The following is a 19,451-nucleotide window of genomic DNA, read 5'->3' as shown; positions in this document are numbered from 1 at the left end:
GCGGGACTATGAATAATTCTGAATCCTGCGGCTAAGTCCTGCTAACTGGGCGGCAACTGGGCCAGTTGTTTCGCAACAGCCAGTAATTCGACCAGAACTTGGAGCAGAAGATGGATAAGGGAAGCAGTCAATCCGACAGCATGCGAGCACTTCAGGCGCTCTTTGAGCTGTTCGGCCTGAATACAGATGAGCTGACGCGGGTGGATTTGGGGTCACAGTCTCCACTGCTCAGTAGTGCGTTTAAAGTGAGTAATGCGGCTCAGGTGAGTATTGCCGCCAGCGCGCTCATGGCGGATCGTGTTTATCGCCAACGGCTTGTTGTTCAAGACAAAGAATCTCCGGTTGCACCGCCCACCGTACACACTGTAAAGGTCCCGCTAAATGCCGCTGAAGCGGAGTGCACAGCGATGTTCACCCTCAATGGCAGAGCCCCTGAGACTTGGGCCAAATATTCGGGTGTCTACCGATGTCGGGATGGATATATACGCGCCCATGCCAATTTTGATCACCATAGAGATGCCTTTTTGAGGCTGATTGGCTGCGATGAAGGCGCGTTCTTACCCAGAGAGCATATTGAGCAGCGTGTTCTTGAATGTTCTGCTGCTGAACTGGAGGAGCTGGCCGTGGACGCAGGCGCAATTATTGCGAAAATGCGCAGCCCTGAGGAATGGGCAGAGCACCCACAGGCCAAAGCCATGGCTCAGCTCCCGGTGTTGGAGATTGAAAAGATCAATGCGTGTGAGCCTGTTCCCTTGCCGTCAGCGGGTATAAACAAGCGGGCAAGGCCTCTTGACGACATTCGAGTGCTGGATTTGACCCGGATTTTGGCCGGACCTGTTTGTACACGAACCCTGGCGGCCTATGGCGCCTCGGTCTTAACGGTCAATAGTCCGAATCTGCCCAATATCGAACACATAATCGATACCGGGCGAGGTAAGCGTTCCTGTCATTTGGACTTTCAGCTTAAGGAAGACAAAGAAACATTCAAGCAATTGTTGAGTTCCACGGATGTCTTTGTTCAGAGCTACCGACCGGGTAGCCTTGCCCAATTAGGGCTGGACGCAGATTCCCTTGCTGCGATCAAACCCGGATTGGTTTACTGCGAGCTTTCTGCATTTGGGCACCTCGGACCCTGGTCGAATAAACGAGGTTTCGACTCGATTGTTCAAACGGCGTCTGGTTTGAATTGGGTGGAAGCCGAGGCGTATCGCTTGGCACAGGCAAACGAAGAGAATGAGAAGCTTGCTGAAATAACTCCCCGGGCTTTTCCAGTGCAGATACTGGATTTCGCTACCGGCTTCCTAATGGCCTTTGGGAGTCAATTAGCCCTGCTGAAAAGAGCGGAAGAAGGGGGGAGCTGGCGAGTGCGCTGTTCGCTGCTGCAAACAGCAAATTGGTTGCGGGGGTTGGGGCAGCGGCCCTTTCCAATCCATGATGTCTCAACGAGTGTCGATTTCAGTACTTTTCTGAAGCCCTATCCGTCGCATTATGGTCATTTAATGGCGATGCCACATGCAGCGGAATTCTCAAATACCTTTGTTGATTTTAAACAGGCGTCTGCGAAACCAGGGACACATCGTGCGATCTGGGACGAATAGGCAATCATAGTTCGGGTAGAGTTCTTTCCTTTGTTTCCTGCAACTGTTTCCTGCAACGCTTTGATATCTGCACAGTATTCAGCTGTCGGTCTGGCAATCCGATGTGGGATGCCAATGAGATCACCTGACGGCTGTCATATTCTTTCTGTCGAAGCGTTTCAGTGACGGCTTGATTGTTGGCGGCAGATTTTGCTCTCTTTCCATATGTTGAATGTCATGAATTACTGAGCAAGAACCTGGCCTTACAGAGCTTACCTGGGTGGGTAAGCCCTGAAGACCCGTTTCAGAGGAAAGGGAAATGTCAGAACAAAGGCGCCGACTTGAAAAAGTTTATCTTAAGAAGCATTGTTCTGAGGTGTTAAAAAGCGATCAGTGGAAAAGAAGCCACCGCCATAAATAACGATGTGCGCGAGCAGAATTCCCCAAATCATATGTAGGTATAAGGCCGCCGGTGCGATTTCGGCCAAGCTGATCACGGCAACAATATTGACGACGCTGAGGCCCAGTGCTGCGAATCGGCTGGCTAGGCCAAGTGCCAGCAAGATAGGTAAAACCAATTCTCCCGCGGTGCCAAGATAAGCGGCGAGTTCGAAAGGTAGAAAAGGAACCTGATATTCTTCTTCGAAAAGAAACAGTGTAGTGTCCCAGTCCTGAATTTTTAACCAGCCAGCCACAAAAAACACTTTAGCGATATACAACCTTGATAACAGTGTCGCCAGTGGGTGTAAAAGTTCGATTTTGCTTGATATACGATGATAGGGTGTATAAATAGCGTGAAGCATTGTGCTCATATTATTTTCTCCTGTTGTCTCGAAGACTGCTTTTCTGAATGTGTTGTCTTGAAGTTGTTACTCATACTGCTGTGATTACACTGGGCAGATTGCTGATAGTTGCTTAATCCAGTTGTGCTCAACCGCTTTTGCAAACCATTGAACAAAGTCAAAATCGGCGTGTTGATCCAGAAGCCGTTCAACGTTCACGCCCTGGGTTATAGCTTCTAAGCAACGAAATTCGCTTTCACTTATTCGTTGCAGTGTTGGTTTGTTGTGCATTTGATGGAGCAGTAAAAAACACTCGTTAGGGTGTTCCCGAATGGCATCGGCTAAGGCTTTGGAATCTAGATTTTCGATGTGATCGAGGGACTTGTGGGCGAGCCAAATCTGATCAATGGGCATCTCGCTGTAGTAGAGCGAAATATCAGCATTCAGTGTTATCCAAACATTGGCCAAATCTTGAGTTTCCAGCAACTTTAGGCTGCTGAATTCGAGATTTGAAGGCTTATGACGTGCAAGCCGATGTAATTGCCATTCGAGCTGAGCCATATCGCTGAGATAAGGGTGTTCTTGAGCCAGCTGAGTGTGTTGAATCAGTCCGCTCAGTTGTTCTCCCCAGTCCGCCCAGTCTCCACTGTTGGGAAGTTCCTGTTGTAACAGGCGTTGCGCTAAAGCAATTATCGTCTCCTGACCCAGCAGTTTTTCCAGTACGGGATAGCTGATGCTTAGGGCACGGGCCGCCGTGAACAACAAATTGTTTTGGTAGATTTTCACCCCTTCGCTGTTCGCGTTTTTCAGGCAAAAGATCCTTTCAACTATTGAGGCTTGGCGTTGTACCAGTTCGGATTGTTGGTTAGCTGACGCTATGGGTTCCATGGCCTTGTCCTCAGCTTGAGATAGCTATTGCAGTGCTTTCTTCGGCAATTATTCGCTTGGCGAACTGAGCTTCTTGTAGCAGTTCATGCCATTGCGGCAAATCGTTATCCCATTCGATCAGTGTCGTTATTGGGCCAAAACGCTGAATGGCATATCGATACAGGGCCCAGCATTCTTCAGAAACCGCCCGACTATGATCATCGATAATCAACTTGCCATCACTGGCAGGTGTATAGCCCGCCAAATGAATCTCACCGACGAGTTTGGTTGGAATCTGGTCCAGCCAGTGCTTGCAGACAAGCAGAGCCGGCCCTTCGGAAAAATTGTGGGCATTGACCAGAAGATTGTTTAAATCCAATAACAAGCCGCAACCTGTTCGATACGCCAGTTCTTTTAGAAACTCGGTCTCCTGAAATTCTCCTGGTCCCAGATCGATGTATGCTGACAGGTTTTCGACCAGTATTTGGCGTCCCAATATGTGTTGAGCACGCTCGACATTGTTGGTCATGACTTCCAAGCCGATCTTGGTAAACTCGATAGGCAGCAAGTCGCCGGCGTGAACGTTCTTACCTTGATACTGACTCCAGGCGAAACTTGCATGATCGGAAATCAACAATGGATTGGTTCGTGTTGCCAGCCTGGAGAGGCGTTCCAGATAATCTGTGTTTATCCCTTTCGCAGAACCCAGCCCCATTGATGTAGAGTGCAAGCTGATGGCGTAGCGGCTGGAAATTTCCTCGAGAATGCTTGGTAGTATTCCACCTTCGGAGAAAAAATTCTCTGCGTGAATTTCAAGAAAATCGACGGCATCTGTTTCAGCTATTGCATTATGGTAGTGCGGGTGACGGAGTCCCACGCCAACCCAGCCGAGTGAATGGCTCTCAGCGTGTTTGTGATGGGCATTGACTTCGACTGCTTGACTGTGGGACATAATGGATTCCTCGTATTTCACACTGTGGTGACTTAAGCCTTGGCTTTTGCCTCTTGGGCCTCTTTGTAGCGTTTCTTGGCTTCAGCTTTTAACATGCCACCCACGCTCTCACAGCTACCCTTGGCAACAAGCTTCCACTCGCCGGGGTCGTTATCGACCGTTGACTGACCTGCGCAGGAATGGGTGCCGGCCAGGTTGCCACAATCGTTTTGACCGGCTTGCGCAATGCCATAGCACTTTTCTTTTCCCGCTGCATGCGTCGGTGCCACGACGGCTGTTGCCAATGCAAGGGCCAGAGCTGCGCTGGCGATTTTTTGTTTCTGATTCATATGCGTATCCTCATACAGTTGTGCATGTTTTTGCACCAGATGTTTGGAACTTTTCAGTCCGGTGTGTTGCTTAGGTGATGATCGAGCCACTGACTCAAATCTTTGTATCCTGTTGCTCCGGAACGTGCGTCGATAATGCCTCCACGAGCAAGAAGCACGAATGACGGTACAGCCCGAATTCCAAATTCCTTGACTAGGGTTTGCTGCTGATCTGCGTCGACTTTGATGACTGTCATCGTGTCAGAGTAGACTTCTTCAACAAGCTCAAGTACCGGTGCCATTGCTTGACAGGGGCCACACCACCGCGCGCTGAACCACAGCAGTACCAGTGGTGTGGTCGAGTCGTGCCCGTTTTTGCTGATTTCGATCACGTGCTCGCTCATGACAGAGGTCAGTCTTCGGCGTTCACGGCTTCAACAGACAGATCCTCAATACCATTCCAGATTCGATCAGCCGTTTTCAGGTTGCCGGGTACGTCTTGTAGCCACTTCTTCTGAACATTTTTGTTCAGATTCAGGTAGAGCTTGTTGTCTTCGATGTAAAACGCAGATGGATCAACATTCAGCTTTTTATTCAATGCAACACCCATAGCACAGAAACCACCGTACTGCGGTGCATAGTGTTCGGCATTCGCTTTAAACAAATCGCGGTTTTTCTCGCTGGAAAAACGATAAATGGCGCCGTCATGAGTAGCGGTGTACTTTGCTGAGCCTTCTACTGGCTTGTTATTGGTGAAGTAAGCAACCGGATCATAACCGTGAATAGCCACATCATTGACACCGGTATTCACAGATGAAGCCAGACTAAGGCTGCTTAACAGCATGGCGCTGGCCGCGGTAGCAATTTTTAATACATTGGTAATTTTCATTGTCATTTCCTTCGTTTGAAATAGTGAGTAGTATTAAACTGGAGCACTTACTGACGTTGTCTGACAAACATGTTTGTTTGAGATTGCGTATTCAAACTCTGTCTCGGCGCCCTTGTTGAGTAGATTACGCAGTTAGGTGATGATGAAAGCCACCGCAACGCCAGAAAAATGCGCAAATCGTCCAAATACGGCAAATTGTCCAAAAAAGGGGGACTGAGTGGATTCGCTGAGTGAGTTACTGCAAGACCTTGACCTCAATGCCGAGGTGTTTTTCAGTGGCAGTCTTTGTGGCTTGCAAGCCTTTGATGCTCAGGAGAAGGCCGGGCAACTGCATTTCTTGAAATCCGGTACTATGGTTTTCATGACCGATCAGGGGCATCGGGTGGTACTGAATCGAGCTTCGGTGATTTTTCTCCCAGAGGGAGGTAACCATCACATTCGGGTGGAAGATTCCCAAGAGGCCGAATTGGTGTGTGCATCGATTAAATTTCAAGCCCACCAAAAAGCCGCATTGGTCGACAATTTACCCAAGTTCCTGTTTATTGATGTTGAGGAAGATCCTGAGGTCAGCCATACCGCCAAGTTAATTTTCAATGAGGCATTTGCGGAAAATCAAGGGCGCCAGCTGGTAATTAATCGTCTTTGCGATGTGTTTATGGTTCAGATATTACGGTATGTAATGATGCGCGGTACCTTGGAACTCTCGCTCCTCGCTGGTAGTGCTCATCCCGCGTTGGCTCCCTTGATCAAGTCTCTTCAGGAGAGCCCTGAAAGCGATTGGACGGTAGAAAGCATGGCTGAGAGCGTTGCTATGTCGCGTTCCAAGTTTGCGGCCTTGTTTAAAGAAACCCTTGGCAAGGCACCCATGGATTACCTAACCGACTTGCGTTTGGGGATGGCACAAGGTTTGTTGCAGAAGAACCGCCCAGTTGGATTGGTCGCGAATGAAGTTGGTTATGACAATGCCTCATCCTTGGCACGAGTGTTTAAAAAACGCTTGGGAAAAACCCCAAAACAGTGGTTAAAAGAACGCTTGTTGCCCTAGTAATTTGGCTATTTGGTTCTGTGGTAAGCCTCTATCTCGGTGGTGTCAGTCCTGAGGCGTTTGAAGCTGCCTCATAATGAGTGCTGAAAGTGTCATGAAAAGTCGGGGCAGTCCATTTTTCCATTGGCGAAAATTAATAGGGTGCTGCGAATGAGCACCCCACTATTTAAGAGTTTTTGAGAAATTCTAATACAGTATTAACGCTCTTTTTCTGAGCCAACTTTCGATTAACACCCGCCTTATCTTCACACAGGGGAATGCCGTGTACGTTGATCTTAAGTTGACAGGAATCTTGAAAGACGAAATGTCCTTCTTGGCCGTTCAGTGTTTCCAGTTTTGAGTGCGGAATGTTTTGTTGGTAGAAAGCGGCGTGATGTTCGATTGGCAGGAAGTCGCCATTTTTTAAGCCAAACACAAGTACTTTGCTGTCCATGATTTTTAAGCTTTCTGCTTTGGTGATATGGCCTGCCGCCGGGTCCAGTGCAATGACTCGTGTGATACGTTTATCTTTAAAGGAGCCGTAGGCTTCTCGAGGTAAATCAGGCAAATGACGTTCTTGAGTATAACGACAGCTTAAATCAATCTTGGCGTGCTTCTCACAGTGCTTTCGAGCCAAGTCGTACTGGTACTTTGCACCTGCAAGGCTCAACACGGTAGAGCCGCCCGATGAAAATCCGACGGCCAGCACATCACTTAGATTCAGAGCTTTATCAAAGGGTGATTGCTTAGCCAATTGATTTAAGGCAACGCTGATGTCTTTAGGTCGTTCCCAGAGTTTGAGTGCGGCAGCAGGGTTAATGTTTTCTTGGCCATACACCCAGGATTCACCAAAATGATTGACACCAATAACGACGTAACCGCGTGCTGCCAGGGGGTAGGCAATCCAGTTCATTGATCGAACCGAGCCCATCGCTCCGTGGCTCATGACGACGACATTCGGGCTTTCAGTGTTGCTGTCCACACATTTCAGCACGCTTTGACAGTCGGCTTTTGCGGCGTACCAAATGTTCAATTTTATCGGGCGCTCGCGTTCAGAGTCATACAGATCCATTTCAAATTGGGCGATGGATTTGCCAAAACCAGCGCCGCTGAGTAGGGCGCCTAGAATGAATGATAGGGTGATGGCGACGTTTTTCATAATATGGCCTACGAGGTTTAACTGATTAGATGGTGTATAGGCTACTGGAATCAGGAGTGCTTGAGACTTGTCGATTGTCAGGAATTACAGATGACAAATGTCAGAAAAGGCACAAGGAAAGAAAAGAAGGCAGCTACAGTGTGTGATGGGGCTGTAGCTGCCTTAGGGGGAAGTGGGGGGTTAGCTGGCGGAAGCGGTCAGAATTTTAAGGGTTTGCCCATCTTTCAGGTTTTCCGCCCCGCGTACGATAATGGTGTCACCGGCTTGAAGCTCTCCACTGACGCTGATTTGGTTGCCTTGGCCGGCTCCGGGTTTCACTTCAACTCGCTGGGCTTTACCGTCGACACCTACTCGGAAGACGTAAACAGCCTGCTCCCGTAATACCAGGGCATCGCGAGGAACGCTGAGTTGCTGCTTGCTGGCGGCCTGTGCCAGCTCTACAGTGACGGCTTCGCCAATCAGCCATTCCTGATTTTCCAGCTCCAGACGGAGTTCCATCATCCGGGAACGTTCATCTCCAACCGGCACTGCACCGCGAATTTCGGTGCTGATTTCCTGGTTGTCACGGTGTACAGCCACCATGGTGCCTGGCTGATTAAAACGGGCGACTCGCAGGGGGGCGTTCACGCTGATTTCTAATTGCTCTGTGTCGACCAGGCGCAGCAATGGGCTGCCTACCTGAGTCAGCTCACCCAGATTCATTTCTCTGCGGGCGATGACGCCGCTGAAGGGCGCGACGACTTGGCTGCGTTCCAGTTGATACTGGGCGCGCTCGGCATTGATTTTGGCAATGGCAAGGTCTTGCTGAAGAATGCCTATGCGAGATTCAACTTGATCCAGCTCATTTTTCGCCACGCTGTTGTTTTGCAAAAGTTTGCTGAGGCGCTGTTGCTGGCGGTGCTGGTAGGTCATATCGGCTTCGATACGTTTGATCTGAGCTTGGTCATTACGCAACTGAAGTTTCAGCAGGTGATCGTCAATGCGAGCAATCGTCTGGCCCTTTTTAACGTGTTCACCGACCTCAGCCAGCCATTCCAGGCGGCCACTTATTTCAGCGGACAGGAGGGCATCTCGAAGGCTGATGACGGTGCCGGGTAAGCGGGCCAGGTTATCATTCTGGCTGAGTGTAACCTCGGCGGTTTCGACTGCTGGGGTTGGACCTTGGGCGAAGCTGCTGTGGGGGAACACGGCGCTGCTGAAAATCAAACCTGCGCAAATCATTTGTGTTAACTGTTTCATCGCACTGTCTCTTGTACGTGTGAATGTATAAATCGGTTTGCTGGTGGTATGGATACCCACCGAGAGCAAAGATTTACGGCGCTATTGTTTTGGGTTCTGTGTTTGTTGCTTTGCTATCGTGATGCTCAAGCGGAATAGTCGTTTCTTGTTTTTTACCCATGCGTAAAAAGCAGGGCAGTAGGATCAATGTGAAGAGGGTACTGACGCACATGCCGCCGACAATAACCGCTGCCAGACCGCGATAGATCACGCTGCTGGCGCCGGGCATCAGTAACAGAGGCAACATACCGAAGACACTCGTGGCCGTGCTCATAAAGATCGGGCGCAGGCGAGTCATCAAGGCTGATTTCACGGCGTCATCTCGACTCATGCCTTCGCGCTCGGCGCTTCGGGTTTGATGAACCAGAAGAATCGCATTGTTGACCACCAGCCCCAGGAGAATCACAAAACCAATCATGGTCAACAGGTCAAGAGGCTGGAATGTAAACAAATTGAGTATCTGCAAGGCGAAGATCCCGCCTGCCATCGCCAAAGGCATCGCCAAGACCACCAGCATGCTGTCCTTGGCAGAGCGGAACAGGGCGGCCATGAGTAAAAACAGTACCAGTAAAGCAATGGCAAAGTTACTGGCCATGGAATTTACGGCGCGCTCCAGGGCGTTGGCACTGCCGCCGTAGAGGATACTGGCATCTGCTGGGAGCTCGGCTCTCAATAGAGGTTCAACATCGCGTTTGATCACCTCCATAATGTGTTCCAGAGACATCCCTTCAGGTGGGCGGATGAAAATACTGATGGTGCGGCGGCGATCAATGCGTCGAAGTTGCTGTGGGCCCACTGTACGATCAATGGATACCAGTTCCCCCAGAGGGACAATATTTCCGGCGGGGGTAGCCATTGGCGTTGTCGCCAGTGCTTCGGGTGAGGCCCAAGGTTGGGCGCGCAAGATAATATCCAAGCGTTTTTCACCATTAAAGTGTTCGCCAACATAGAGCCCATTGCCCATGGAGCGCACAATTTGCGCGATATCGCTTCGGCTCCAACCGGCTTCCGCAATTTTTCGATCGTCGGGTTGCAGGCGCAGTTCTGGTTCCGTTTGTTCAAGGCTGGGGTTTACACGGACGTCTTGAATTTTAAGGATTTCACGAAGTTTTTTCTGGCCCAAGGCCGCAGCGCGCGCCAAGGCGTCACGATCTTTTGCTTGCAAATGAATGTCGACACTGCGATCGCCGCCAAAACCACCAAAAAGATTGCCTTGGGCGGGGTAAGCACGCAGGTCAGGCAGGTCGGTAAAAATCTCTTCACGCATGATTTTTTCAAGTACTTTCACTTGTGACTGATCTTTCACTCGCGCGCCCATCGTGCCGCCGAAGCTGCCAAAGGTCAGGATGTAATAGTTTTTCAGGGCGGGTTCGCGCTCGCCTTTCATAAAGGGCTTCATGCGCTCATCCAAAACTTGAATATACTCTTTGGCGACGGTGTCTTTATTAATGCCGGGCGGCAACCGGAAGAACGCATCAACGGCATCACGTTTAACCGGTGGCAGGTAGTCCATTTCCGGCAGCAATACATAACTGCTGGCCACGGGTATACAGATTAATGTGACCGCGACAATGGCGCGTTTCTTGGCGGTACTGGTCAAGGCCATGACGCCACCGCTGATTTTTTGCCACAAGCCCAAATTGTGATCGGTAAGTTGCTGATCTTGTAGCCAATATTTTGCGGCCAAAGGCAGAATACTCACAGCGATAAACAAAGACATAACAACCGCAATGGCAATCGTAATGGCGAGATCGGAGAATAATTGGCCTTCCACTTCTTTCATGAACATGACGGGAAGAAAAATCGCAACGGTCGTGGCTGTTGAGGCCAGCAGAGCCCCCCACACTTGTTCGGCACCTTCCAGCGAAGCGTCGTCGTCACTCAGCCCCTTTTCACGAAGGCGCACAATGTTCTCGAGGACCACGATCGCAGCATCCAGCACCATTCCCACTGCAAAAGCCAAACCAGCCAATGAGATAATATTTAAGCTGCGACCGGTCAACTTGAGCATGATGAAGGTAGCGAGCAACGACGTGGGGATGGCAATAGCCACAATTAAAGTCGCTCGCAATCGACGCAAGAACCACCACAGGATGCCGACAGCCAACATGATGCCGAGCACTATGTTGCTCGTAACCAGAGTAATCGCGCGATAGATAAATACACTGGCGTCAAAGGACTGAACCATCACCAGCCCTTTTTCAGAAAGGCGTTCTTCGTTTAGCCTTTCAACGGTCTCTTTAACCGCTACGAGGGTTTGCAGAGCATTGGCACTGTTTTCTTTATCAATGCGAATGGAAATGGCGGGGTTACCGTTTTGAGTATTGTGTAACAACGTTTCTTCACGAGTGACGCTGACATCGGCGATGTCCCCGAGTTTGATCGGGCGACCATCGCGCCATTCCAATACCAGTTCCTTCAATTCCCAAGGCTCATAGCGGCCGGTGAAGCGCAGTGTATATTGACGACGACCTACGTCGACAAAACCTCCGCTGACGTCATTCGCACGCCCCAAACGGGCCGCCGCCGTACTTAACGGAATCCCCAGTTCCGCAGCGCGGTAGGGATCGAATGAAATGACCAGCTCTTCGGGAGTTGCTGAGGAATCCTGGGCGGTTACGCGAGCAACGCCAGGTACGGCTTCGATGGCTGGGCGAATGACGTCTTCAGCAAACGACTGGTAGTCATGAATGTTGCCCGCAGTACCGGGAAGTTGTTGCAGGAAGAAATAGGTCAATGCAGGGGTGTCACCACCACGGCCCCGTCCCAGTGTAACAACCGGTTGTGAAGCGTCACGGGGTAATGGGTCGAGTCGATTCATACGCGCAATCACTTCCATCAGGCTGCGCTGCATATCGGTTTCCAAACCAAATTCCATTTCGATAAAAGCATTGCCTTTGTTCGCGAAAGCGCGCATCTCTTTCATGCCTGGCAGGCCACGTAAAACTGATTCAATGGGTTCTACGATTTCAGATTCGACTTCTCGTGGAGAGGCCGCTCGCCAACTGGTTTGAACGGTGATCGCCGGATTTTGAATGTCGGGAAACAGCTGTACTGGCAGTTTACTTAAACTGTAGATGCCGAAGAGCAAAACCATCGCCAAAATAACAAGGACGGCCGCTGGATTTTTTAAGGCGTTGGAAGTCAGCTTCACAAGCGTCTCCAAAAATAAATAGATTAAGGGCACTTCATTGATAGTTACTTTAGCAGTACCTATTGTTGGGATTAAGCCTGCTTCGGTAGAGCGGTTAGGCCTTGCGGTAATCAGCAAAACGGCTCGTTTCAGGTGCTTAGAGGTGAGACGAAAGGAAAGGTTAAAGCGTTATAAATGCTTGCTGCTGAAAATAAACGGATCTGAACCTAAAAGGGGAAACGTGGCCGTAGTGATAAGGCTACTGACAAAAAAATGGCGCCAACGGCGCCATAAGTGATTTTCATTGGGGGTATTCAGTTGCCAAACAGTTGTTTTATTTTATCGCGATAACTGCGACTTACTTTCAGCTGGCTGCCATTCTCAAGGCTGAGCATGTATTCACCGTTATTCAGGGTCTGGGCGCTTTTAATGCAGCGAGCATTCACAATGGTAGAGCGATGGATACGCAAGAAAAGATCCGGGTTCAGTAAGGTTTGCAGATCTTTCATCGTTTTACGCATGATGTGCGTGTTGCCCATGGCGTGTACGCACATGTAATCACCGGCGGCATCGATCCATTCAATTTCAGAGGTTTTAACGCGCTGAATTTCGCTGCCATCTTTGATGTTGATGGTGTCAGGATAGGTGGTGCCATTGCTTTCAATGAGAGCTTCCACGTCATTGCTGCCCGTGTATTCCATCAGCAGTTTCATTAGCTTTTCTTTGCTGTCGGCGTTTTGCTGTTGCTGGATGTGTTGCTGCGCGCGCTCGATGGCTTCTTTCAAGCGTTCATCGTCGATGGGTTTTAAGACATAATCGACCGCATGGACTTTAAACGCATCAATCGCGTACTGATCGAAGGCGGTCACGAAAATAATCAACGGCAGGTTGTCGCCTTGCAGCCGAGAGACCACATCAAAACCACTCATGCCGGGCATTTGGATATCCAGAAATACCAGATCGGGTTGCTTGCTGGAAATGGCGGCGATAGCTTCTTCGCCGTTACTGCATTGGGTCAGGACCTCAATGTCTGAAAATTCTTCCAGGCGTAGCTGCAGACCGCGACGCGCCAGTTGTTCGTCGTCTACAATAATCGCGCTGAGTTTACTCATAAATCCTTCCTGTTTCTTGCTCTTTACTGCTGGCCCAAAACCGTTTCAAATTCAGCTTTGTTTATCGGCACGTTCCAGAGGAATTCGAATATTAATCGTTAATCCGTGTGGATCTGTATGGCTGAGGCGGAACGATTGTTCGCTGCCATAGAGTTCTTGCAGGCGTTCACGACTGTTTGTCAGGCCTACACCGCTGCCGGAACGACTTTGTGGGTTCTGCAGGCTGTCCATACCTGGACCGTCATCGATTACGGCCAGCAGGAGGTCATTGCCGAAGGTTTTGGCCTCGATGGCAATGGTGCCGCCATTAACCGCTTGGGCGATGGCATATTTGATTGCATTCTCTACCAGAGGCTGCAGCAGCAGGCTGGGCATCAAGGCCGTTTTGGCATTGTTATCGATGTCGAATTTGAGCTTCAGACGTTCGTCAAAACGAACTTTTTCGATATCCAGATACAGCCTCAACGCTTCTACTTCTTCATCAACAGTGACTTTTTGCATGGGGTCATTGTCGAGCGAATAGCGCAGGAAGCGGCTTAGGCGAGTGACCATCGTATTGGCCAGCTGCGTATCTTTGTCCAGGATCAGCGTAGAAATCGCATTCAATGTATTAAACAAGAAGTGAGGATTGAGCTGATAGCGCAACATTTTGAGTTGAGCTTGATGAGCCATTGATAGGGCCTTCAGGCCGCGTTGGCGCTCTTCCTGAAGCAGCATATAGTATTTAATGCCGAAATAGAGACCGCTCCAAACCAGGATGACCCAGCTGGCGGTGGTGGCACCATCGAAGTAGGCCAGTAGTCGCTCAATGCCCTCATAATCATTGTATTTGGGATTCCGGCGCTCGGGGAACATGTTGTAGAAGACCCAGCTCCGCGAGGCCATCCAAACGCAACCGGCGATATAGGAAGCAACCACCACTGCGATGAGTCGGCGTACAGCGCTCATTTCCCACATGTACCGGTAGAGTGCCCGCAGGGGAAGGGTTATCAGCATACCAATGGTGCTGACCACAGGCAGGTAAGCAAGGTAGTCAAGGGGGAGCTTGCCCCAGAACAAAACGCCCAGGTAAAAGGAAACCCCCCAAGCCGTCCAACCGGCGAATTGCAGGGCCCAAAATAAATAGCGCTTGTCTTGTAAGAGTTTTGTTAATTTCATGATCTCATTATAACGGTCATCGCCTGAAACAGGTTTTTCTTCATCGTGGCTTTTGCTCAATTGGGCGCTAAAATAGCCGCCTTGACGATAGCGCCACCAATCCTGACTGTTGAATTTTACCTGTAAAGTAATGGGTTTTTTCAAGGTGGCTTGTTAAGCTATGGACTAAACTATAAAGAAACTATTACAACGAATTTGATGAGTGATCTCACATAAGGCATCTAGTGTATGAATTGTGAACAGGATCTGGGCGCAGCAATGAAAGCGGGTATGCGACGCCTGGCCTCGGGTGTGGCGGTAATTACCTGTCGCGACCCACAGCACGGCCGCCTCGCAATGACGGCTTCTTCCGTAACGTCTGTCTCTGACAGCCCAGCGTCGCTGTTGGTCTGCGTGAATAAAGCGACCACCATGGCGACGACGTTAACGCCAGGAACGGCCTTTGTGGTCAACATTCTCAGTGCGGATCAGCAGGATATCTCTAACGCTTGTGCGGGTGGAGAGCAAGGGGAAGGGCGCTTCAATCTGGGCGAATGGCAGGATAATGGACAACAAGTACCGATGCTTGGTGGTTCACAGGTATGTTTTAGCTGCAAGGTTGATCAGGTTCACTCGTATGGTACACACGATATTGTTATTGGACAGATTGAGCAGGTTTGTCTGGATAATGAGCAATTTTCGCCCCTGATCTACGGTGACGGTGGCTATTTGTAAGCTCTGGGGCCTATCTTAAAAAAATCTATAAAAATCCTTGACTTAGAAAAGCGATTCGGTAGAATGCGCAGCTCTTCGGCAAGGGTGGTTAGCTCAGCTGGGAGAGCATCGCCCTTACAAGGCGAGGGTCACAGGTTCGATCCCTGTACCACCCACCAATCTTTAGCGCGTGAACTTCAGATTGGAACCACTGCTGATATTTTGCGGACCGGTAGTTCAGTTGGTTAGAATACCGGCCTGTCACGCCGGGGGTCGCGGGTTCGAGTCCCGTCCGGTCCGCCACTATTCCAAAAAAAGGCTGCAAGCAATTGCGGCCTTTTTTATTGCCTAAAAGAAACCCCCAGACCGGATGGGTGAGAACTCGCGTGGTTTGACCGCATCGCCCTGAGCGATTTTGGATTGCGACGTCAGGAGCAAGCCGAAGGGACATGTGCAGGCGCAAATGACCAGTCCCGTCCGCCACTATTCTAAAAAGGTTGCAAGTAATTGCGGCCTTTTTTATTGTCTGAACCCCGTCTTGTTACCTAACAATTTGTTTGAATTAAAACACGACATTTCTTTTTCTGCCGTACCGTGAATGAGCCTAGGTGTAGTCACGAAACCGACATAAAAAATTCATCTTAGCGCCATACTGCCATTCTATGCTTTAACTGTGATATAGCCGCCAACGAATAGGCAATAGAAAACCGTATGCAAGACTATTTGGAAGAATTACTCGAGTATTTGCTCGGCGATGAATACGAAGACGATGACGTGGACGATTTTTGCGAGTTTTAATGGCTCGCCGTTCTTTCCCGTTGCATCCTCTCTTTGCGGTACTCTCAACATTCGAGCGTTTGAGTGATTCTCACTCTGGGCTTTCTGTTTATCTCCGAACATTGCAATCAAATCTCCTGCTTCAGCGTTAAGGAATACACAAGGTGTGAAACCTTGTTTTCATAAACGACTGGAGGATCGAGGAATGAAGCGCGAAACATCAAAGGTGAATCCATTAAATGCCGCATTGGCCATATTAAGTGTCGGTGCTGCATCGACGGCGTTGGCCGTTCCTGATCAGCCCAAGGTTTGGGAAAAGTGTGCTGGAGTGGCCTTGGCGGGCAAAAATGATTGTGGTTCTCTGGATGGGAAACATGGTTGTGCTGGGCAAGCAACGGTGGATCATTCTCCAAACGAATGGGTGTATGTGCCCGAAGGTACTTGCGAAAAAATAGGAGGAAGGGTCGCCAAACTTAAGCCGGCTAAGACGTCCTAATTTCAATGTTGCCTTCCCAAGCCAGCATTGCGCTGCGTCATCAGTATATGGATGCTTTGATCGAGCAGGACGTTCGATTACCCTGGATGGAAGTTCTGGCGGATAACTTCTTGAACATTGATAACCTGCATTTTTATCGAGCGGAGCCGTTGTTTCAGCACTGTCCTTTGAGCTTACATTGCATTGGAATGAATCTTGGGGCAATGGAGGCATTGAACGAGGAATACCTGCATGCGGTAAAGCTGCTGGCGGATAGGCTTGACGCAAAACAGGTTTCAGATCATGTTTGTTTTCATTCGCTTGAGGGGGCGCATAGCTATGACTTGTTGCCGATAGCTTATCATCCAGAGAATGTTCGCTACTTGGCTGGGCGCTTGTCTTATGTGCAGCGATTTTTGGGTAGGCCGTTCTGTGTGGAAAATATTTCCAGTTACTTGTTTCACCGGCAATCTGTCTTGTCTGAAGGTCAGTTTTTAGCGGGACTTGCGGAGCTTTCGGGGTGTGGCATTCTGTTGGATGTGAACAATTTGTACGTCAACGGTTTGAACCTGAGTAATGACCCGGAAGCGGCAAAGGACTATGCCTTACAGCAAATGGCCGAATTGAATGCCGAACAGGTGTGGCAAATTCACATTGCCGGGCATCAGCGCACATCGTGGGGTGCCATCGATCATCACGGTGCAGCTTTACATGAAGATGTTTTAACGTTGCTGTTCGAGGCGACTCGTCTGTACGGCAGGAAACCTGTGTTGCTTGAATGGGATCATAACATTCCTCCTCTGGAACGAGTTCTTGATGAGCTGAATGTCGTGAGCACTGTACTTTCAGCGGTTGAGCGGGAGCCGCTTGGAGTAGAATAAATGTTTGAAGTTGAAGCGTCACCTATGTTTATCCAAGGGTTGCATGAGGAACAGCGGTGTTTGTTAGATGATATTCGCATGAGCCGCAGAAAGGGAGAGGCGTTTTGTCAAACCACCCAGGCGGCCTGGTATGTTCCTCAACACCTTCCAGAGACGGGTGCCCATTCTGTTTACCAAAATAACTTTCGAGGTGCATTAACTCGAAGCGTCTATGGCAGCTTTCCACTGTCCAGTCGACATATGCCGTCAGATCTTTTTAATGATCTCGTCAATGATTACTCGGAACAAAAGGCTTGCGAGACGGGCGATATTGAATCATGGCCTTCGTTATTCGTGGACTTTGTGGCGTCAAAAATATCTCAGAACAAGTACTCGGGCCGATTGCCGAGTTACCTTCCCGATTGCCTGCGATTGGAGTGGGCGATTGACTGCGCGACTCGGGCATCGATACAAGCAGGCGATAGACTGACGTTAAACAAACTTCAACAGCTTAGTGCGGCCGATCAACTTGAGAGCGCAACTTTATCCGTTAATAAAAGCTTGCAGTTGCTGAAGTTACCTGCAGGCATGCTCGAGCTTTGGCGCGGGCTTAAAAATAAAGCATTACAACTTGATGATAGTTTTTGGCGAATTCCACTGGGCCAAGCCATCGAAATCATTCGCCGTGAACATGTATCTGCACTGGACGGAGATGAACCTCCCATCGCGCTGGGCAGAAACGTGGATATTGCCGCGGGGTATTATGCAGTTCATATTATGATCGATGATAGCGTTGACGGCAGGCGTATCGGGGACTCATGCATGTTGTCTATAGAGCCCTTACATTCTCTGGTTTATGCTGTATTGAATGCTTTGCCGGACACTTTCTGTCTTGAGCAGCTGTCCTCGCGTTGCGAAAACGTTCTCAAGGAACAAGATGCGGAGATGGCTCTTGAAGTGTTCATCGCGTCGGTGTTGAGTCTGATGTGTGAGCGAAAATACCTGTGCTTGAATGCGAGTGGCGGTGGATGTGAAGGGGCTCTAACGTGATTAATGAGCAGCAGTTAAATCGTCTTTATCGATACGCTTTGTCGCTTTGTTCTGAGCCTGATGGAGCCTATGATTTAGTGCATGGCGCCATCGGGCGTTTCATCGAACCTCCTGTGCCTGACATACCAGATCCGATGCCGTATCTGATGCGCAGCGTACGCAATGCCTTTATTGACCAGCAGCGCCACCGTCAGCGATATCAGCACCAAGTGTTTGATGAGGAGTATGTCGCTCAAGACTACGATATGAAGGTATTGGAATCCCTGCTTGTTGATGAGCATCTTCTCGGACAGCTGCTTGATCTGCTCAGCTCGGAGGAGCGCGAAATGTTGTTTCTGTGGGCCGTCGAGGGGTACAGCACTCAAGAGGTTGCTGATTTATTGAATATGCCGAAGGGGAGCTTGTTGTCTAAAATTCATCGCCTGCGGAAACGTCTGCTCGCAAGCGGGCTTGTGAACGAGCATATTCAAGGGGAGGGCGGACGCTATGCCTAAATCACTGAAAGCAGAGTTACGGTCTCATTTTGAATCACCCGGCCTATCACCCGAGCAACTTAATGCATTGAAGCAGTTGCAAAGCAATCATGTCGATGAAGGCTTGTCTAATGAAACGAATAACTTAAGTTCAGAACTTAAAGTTGAACCTTCGAAAGTTCGGGCCAGCTCAAGCTTTTCATTTACGGTATCTTTTCGGGCGGTTGCGGCTTCATTCCTGTTGCTGGCCCTATTGAGTCTAGGGTGGTGGTATCAGTCTTCTATGGACAGTGGGCCCTGGCCAAAGGCCAATGCCATCGCGGCAGAAGTGGTCTACAACCATCTGAAGCAGCGACCACTGGATTTTCCTGATCATGAATTGACTGTTTTAAATCGTCGTTTTTCCCAGTTGGATTTTCGTTTGCAACGTTCTTCACTCAGTGATGACTTTCAACTGGCAGGGGGGCGTTACTGTTCTCTACTGTCGATTCCCGCGGCACAGCTGCGCAGTGTGAAAAATGCAGCGGGCGTCTATGAAACCTTGTATCAGGTGGACTACCGGGAAAATGTCTTTGGACCACTGCCCATTCTTGCCGATGGCCAGGCTGCAATTGTGAACTACCACAAAGGTGTGGCTGTTGAAATCTGGGTGGACAAGGGGATACTTTTTGCTCGAACCCTGGGCGAAGAAGGAAGGTAACCCACACAATCAAAATATGACGAGCTGAGTGCCATTAGAAAGAGCTTCGAATTAGAACAAGGCTCCCATTGAATTAATGCTTTTTTTCATACCCCATACGCTAGAATTTAAGGGAGGCTCGGTTTAGACTGGCGTCTAGTCAATAAAGACATATATGGATGATGTCTTCTTACTCGAATCGCTG

19 protein-coding genes and 2 tRNA genes are annotated in these 19,451 nt (G+C 49.5%); 10 read left to right on the top strand and 11 right to left on the bottom strand.

Annotated features, from left to right (window positions below):
- Window positions 1–110: 110 nt before the first annotated feature.
- A complete protein-coding gene (locus tag ABWW03_RS10805; RefSeq protein ID WP_353408243.1) occupies window positions 111–1,598 on the top strand; it encodes a CoA transferase in 1,488 nt (495 codons plus the stop codon).
- 335 nt (window positions 1,599–1,933) lie between these two features.
- On the opposite strand, the gene ABWW03_RS10800 is transcribed toward ABWW03_RS10805, so the two are convergent.
- From ABWW03_RS10800 to ABWW03_RS10775, 6 genes are all read right to left on the bottom strand, one after another.
- On the bottom strand, window positions 1,934–2,389 hold the full coding sequence (locus ABWW03_RS10800; RefSeq protein ID WP_353408241.1) for a DoxX family protein: 456 nt from the start codon (window positions 2,387–2,389) through the stop codon (window positions 1,934–1,936).
- 75 nt (window positions 2,390–2,464) lie between these two features.
- Entirely contained in the window at window positions 2,465–3,247 is a 783-nt protein-coding gene (locus tag ABWW03_RS10795) for an HvfC/BufC family peptide modification chaperone (protein ID WP_353408239.1), read from the bottom strand.
- Window positions 3,248–3,257: 10 nt separating this feature from the next.
- A complete protein-coding gene (locus ABWW03_RS10790) occupies window positions 3,258–4,178 on the bottom strand; it encodes a DUF692 domain-containing protein (protein WP_353408237.1) in 921 nt (306 codons plus the stop codon).
- A 32-nt stretch (window positions 4,179–4,210) separates the two neighbouring features.
- Window positions 4,211–4,507, bottom strand: coding sequence for a BufA1 family periplasmic bufferin-type metallophore (locus ABWW03_RS10785; protein ID WP_353408235.1), 297 nt, complete (start codon window positions 4,505–4,507; stop codon window positions 4,211–4,213).
- A gap of 53 nt (window positions 4,508–4,560) precedes the next feature.
- A complete protein-coding gene (locus ABWW03_RS10780; protein ID WP_353408233.1) occupies window positions 4,561–4,890 on the bottom strand; it encodes a thioredoxin family protein in 330 nt (109 codons plus the stop codon).
- Between the two features lie 8 nt (window positions 4,891–4,898).
- Window positions 4,899–5,375 (bottom strand): YHS domain-containing (seleno)protein, encoded by a 477-nt coding sequence (locus ABWW03_RS10775; protein WP_353408231.1) that lies wholly within the window; start codon window positions 5,373–5,375, stop codon window positions 4,899–4,901.
- Between the two features lie 217 nt (window positions 5,376–5,592).
- Here ABWW03_RS10775 and ABWW03_RS10770 point away from each other — a divergent pair, with 217 nt between their 5' ends.
- The gene (locus ABWW03_RS10770) at window positions 5,593–6,420 is read left to right on the top strand and encodes an AraC family transcriptional regulator (RefSeq protein WP_353408229.1); all 828 of its coding nucleotides are present in this window, start codon (window positions 5,593–5,595) and stop codon (window positions 6,418–6,420) included.
- Window positions 6,421–6,586: 166 nt separating this feature from the next.
- On the opposite strand, the gene ABWW03_RS10765 is transcribed toward ABWW03_RS10770, so the two are convergent.
- The 5 genes from ABWW03_RS10765 to ABWW03_RS10745 form a co-directional block, all read right to left on the bottom strand.
- Window positions 6,587–7,558 carry an alpha/beta hydrolase family protein gene (locus ABWW03_RS10765; RefSeq protein WP_353408227.1) on the bottom strand — a complete coding sequence of 324 codons (972 nt, stop codon included), beginning with the start codon at window positions 7,556–7,558 and terminating at the stop codon, window positions 6,587–6,589.
- Window positions 7,559–7,738: 180 nt separating this feature from the next.
- On the bottom strand, window positions 7,739–8,797 hold the full coding sequence (locus tag ABWW03_RS10760) for an efflux RND transporter periplasmic adaptor subunit (RefSeq protein WP_353408225.1): 1,059 nt from the start codon (window positions 8,795–8,797) through the stop codon (window positions 7,739–7,741).
- Window positions 8,798–8,870: 73 nt separating this feature from the next.
- Window positions 8,871–11,990: an efflux RND transporter permease subunit gene (locus ABWW03_RS10755; RefSeq protein WP_353408223.1), complete on the bottom strand. Its 3,120-nt coding sequence runs from the start codon at window positions 11,988–11,990 to the stop codon at window positions 8,871–8,873.
- Between the two features lie 293 nt (window positions 11,991–12,283).
- A complete protein-coding gene (locus ABWW03_RS10750) occupies window positions 12,284–13,081 on the bottom strand; it encodes a LytR/AlgR family response regulator transcription factor (RefSeq protein WP_353408221.1) in 798 nt (265 codons plus the stop codon).
- Between the two features lie 51 nt (window positions 13,082–13,132).
- Window positions 13,133–14,383, bottom strand: a complete 1,251-nt coding sequence (locus ABWW03_RS10745) for a sensor histidine kinase (protein WP_353408219.1) — start codon at window positions 14,381–14,383, stop codon at window positions 13,133–13,135.
- 84 nt (window positions 14,384–14,467) lie between these two features.
- On the opposite strand from ABWW03_RS10745, the gene ABWW03_RS10740 reads away from it, so the two are divergent.
- The 8 genes from ABWW03_RS10740 (at window position 14,468) to ABWW03_RS10705 (ending at window position 19,267) form a co-directional block, all read left to right on the top strand.
- Window positions 14,468–14,953 carry a flavin reductase family protein gene (locus tag ABWW03_RS10740; protein WP_353408217.1) on the top strand — a complete coding sequence of 162 codons (486 nt, stop codon included), beginning with the start codon at window positions 14,468–14,470 and terminating at the stop codon, window positions 14,951–14,953.
- A gap of 82 nt (window positions 14,954–15,035) precedes the next feature.
- Window positions 15,036–15,111 (top strand) — tRNA-Val (locus tag ABWW03_RS10735).
- 47 nt (window positions 15,112–15,158) lie between these two features.
- Window positions 15,159–15,235 (top strand) — tRNA-Asp (locus ABWW03_RS10730).
- Window positions 15,236–15,914: 679 nt separating this feature from the next.
- On the top strand, window positions 15,915–16,205 hold the full coding sequence (locus tag ABWW03_RS10725; RefSeq protein WP_353408215.1) for a BufA1 family periplasmic bufferin-type metallophore: 291 nt from the start codon (window positions 15,915–15,917) through the stop codon (window positions 16,203–16,205).
- A gap of 5 nt (window positions 16,206–16,210) precedes the next feature.
- Window positions 16,211–17,065, top strand: a complete 855-nt coding sequence (locus tag ABWW03_RS10720; RefSeq protein ID WP_353408213.1) for a DUF692 domain-containing protein — start codon at window positions 16,211–16,213, stop codon at window positions 17,063–17,065.
- A complete protein-coding gene (locus ABWW03_RS10715) occupies window positions 17,066–18,094 on the top strand; it encodes an HvfC/BufC family peptide modification chaperone (protein WP_353408211.1) in 1,029 nt (342 codons plus the stop codon).
- Window positions 18,091–18,588: an RNA polymerase sigma factor gene (locus ABWW03_RS10710; protein WP_353408209.1), complete on the top strand. Its 498-nt coding sequence runs from the start codon at window positions 18,091–18,093 to the stop codon at window positions 18,586–18,588. The genes ABWW03_RS10715 and ABWW03_RS10710 overlap by 4 nt, the downstream gene beginning before the upstream one ends.
- Window positions 18,581–19,267 (top strand): hypothetical protein, encoded by a 687-nt coding sequence (locus ABWW03_RS10705; RefSeq protein ID WP_353408207.1) that lies wholly within the window; start codon window positions 18,581–18,583, stop codon window positions 19,265–19,267. Before ABWW03_RS10710 ends, ABWW03_RS10705 begins: the two co-directional genes overlap by 8 nt.
- Window positions 19,268–19,451: the final 184 nt, after the last annotated feature.

It is taken from the genome of Pseudoteredinibacter isoporae, assembly GCF_040372805.1.
Taxonomy (GTDB): Bacteria; Pseudomonadota; Gammaproteobacteria; order Pseudomonadales; family Cellvibrionaceae; genus Pseudoteredinibacter; species Pseudoteredinibacter isoporae_A.
This window is presented reverse-complemented; position numbering and strand designations above follow the sequence as displayed.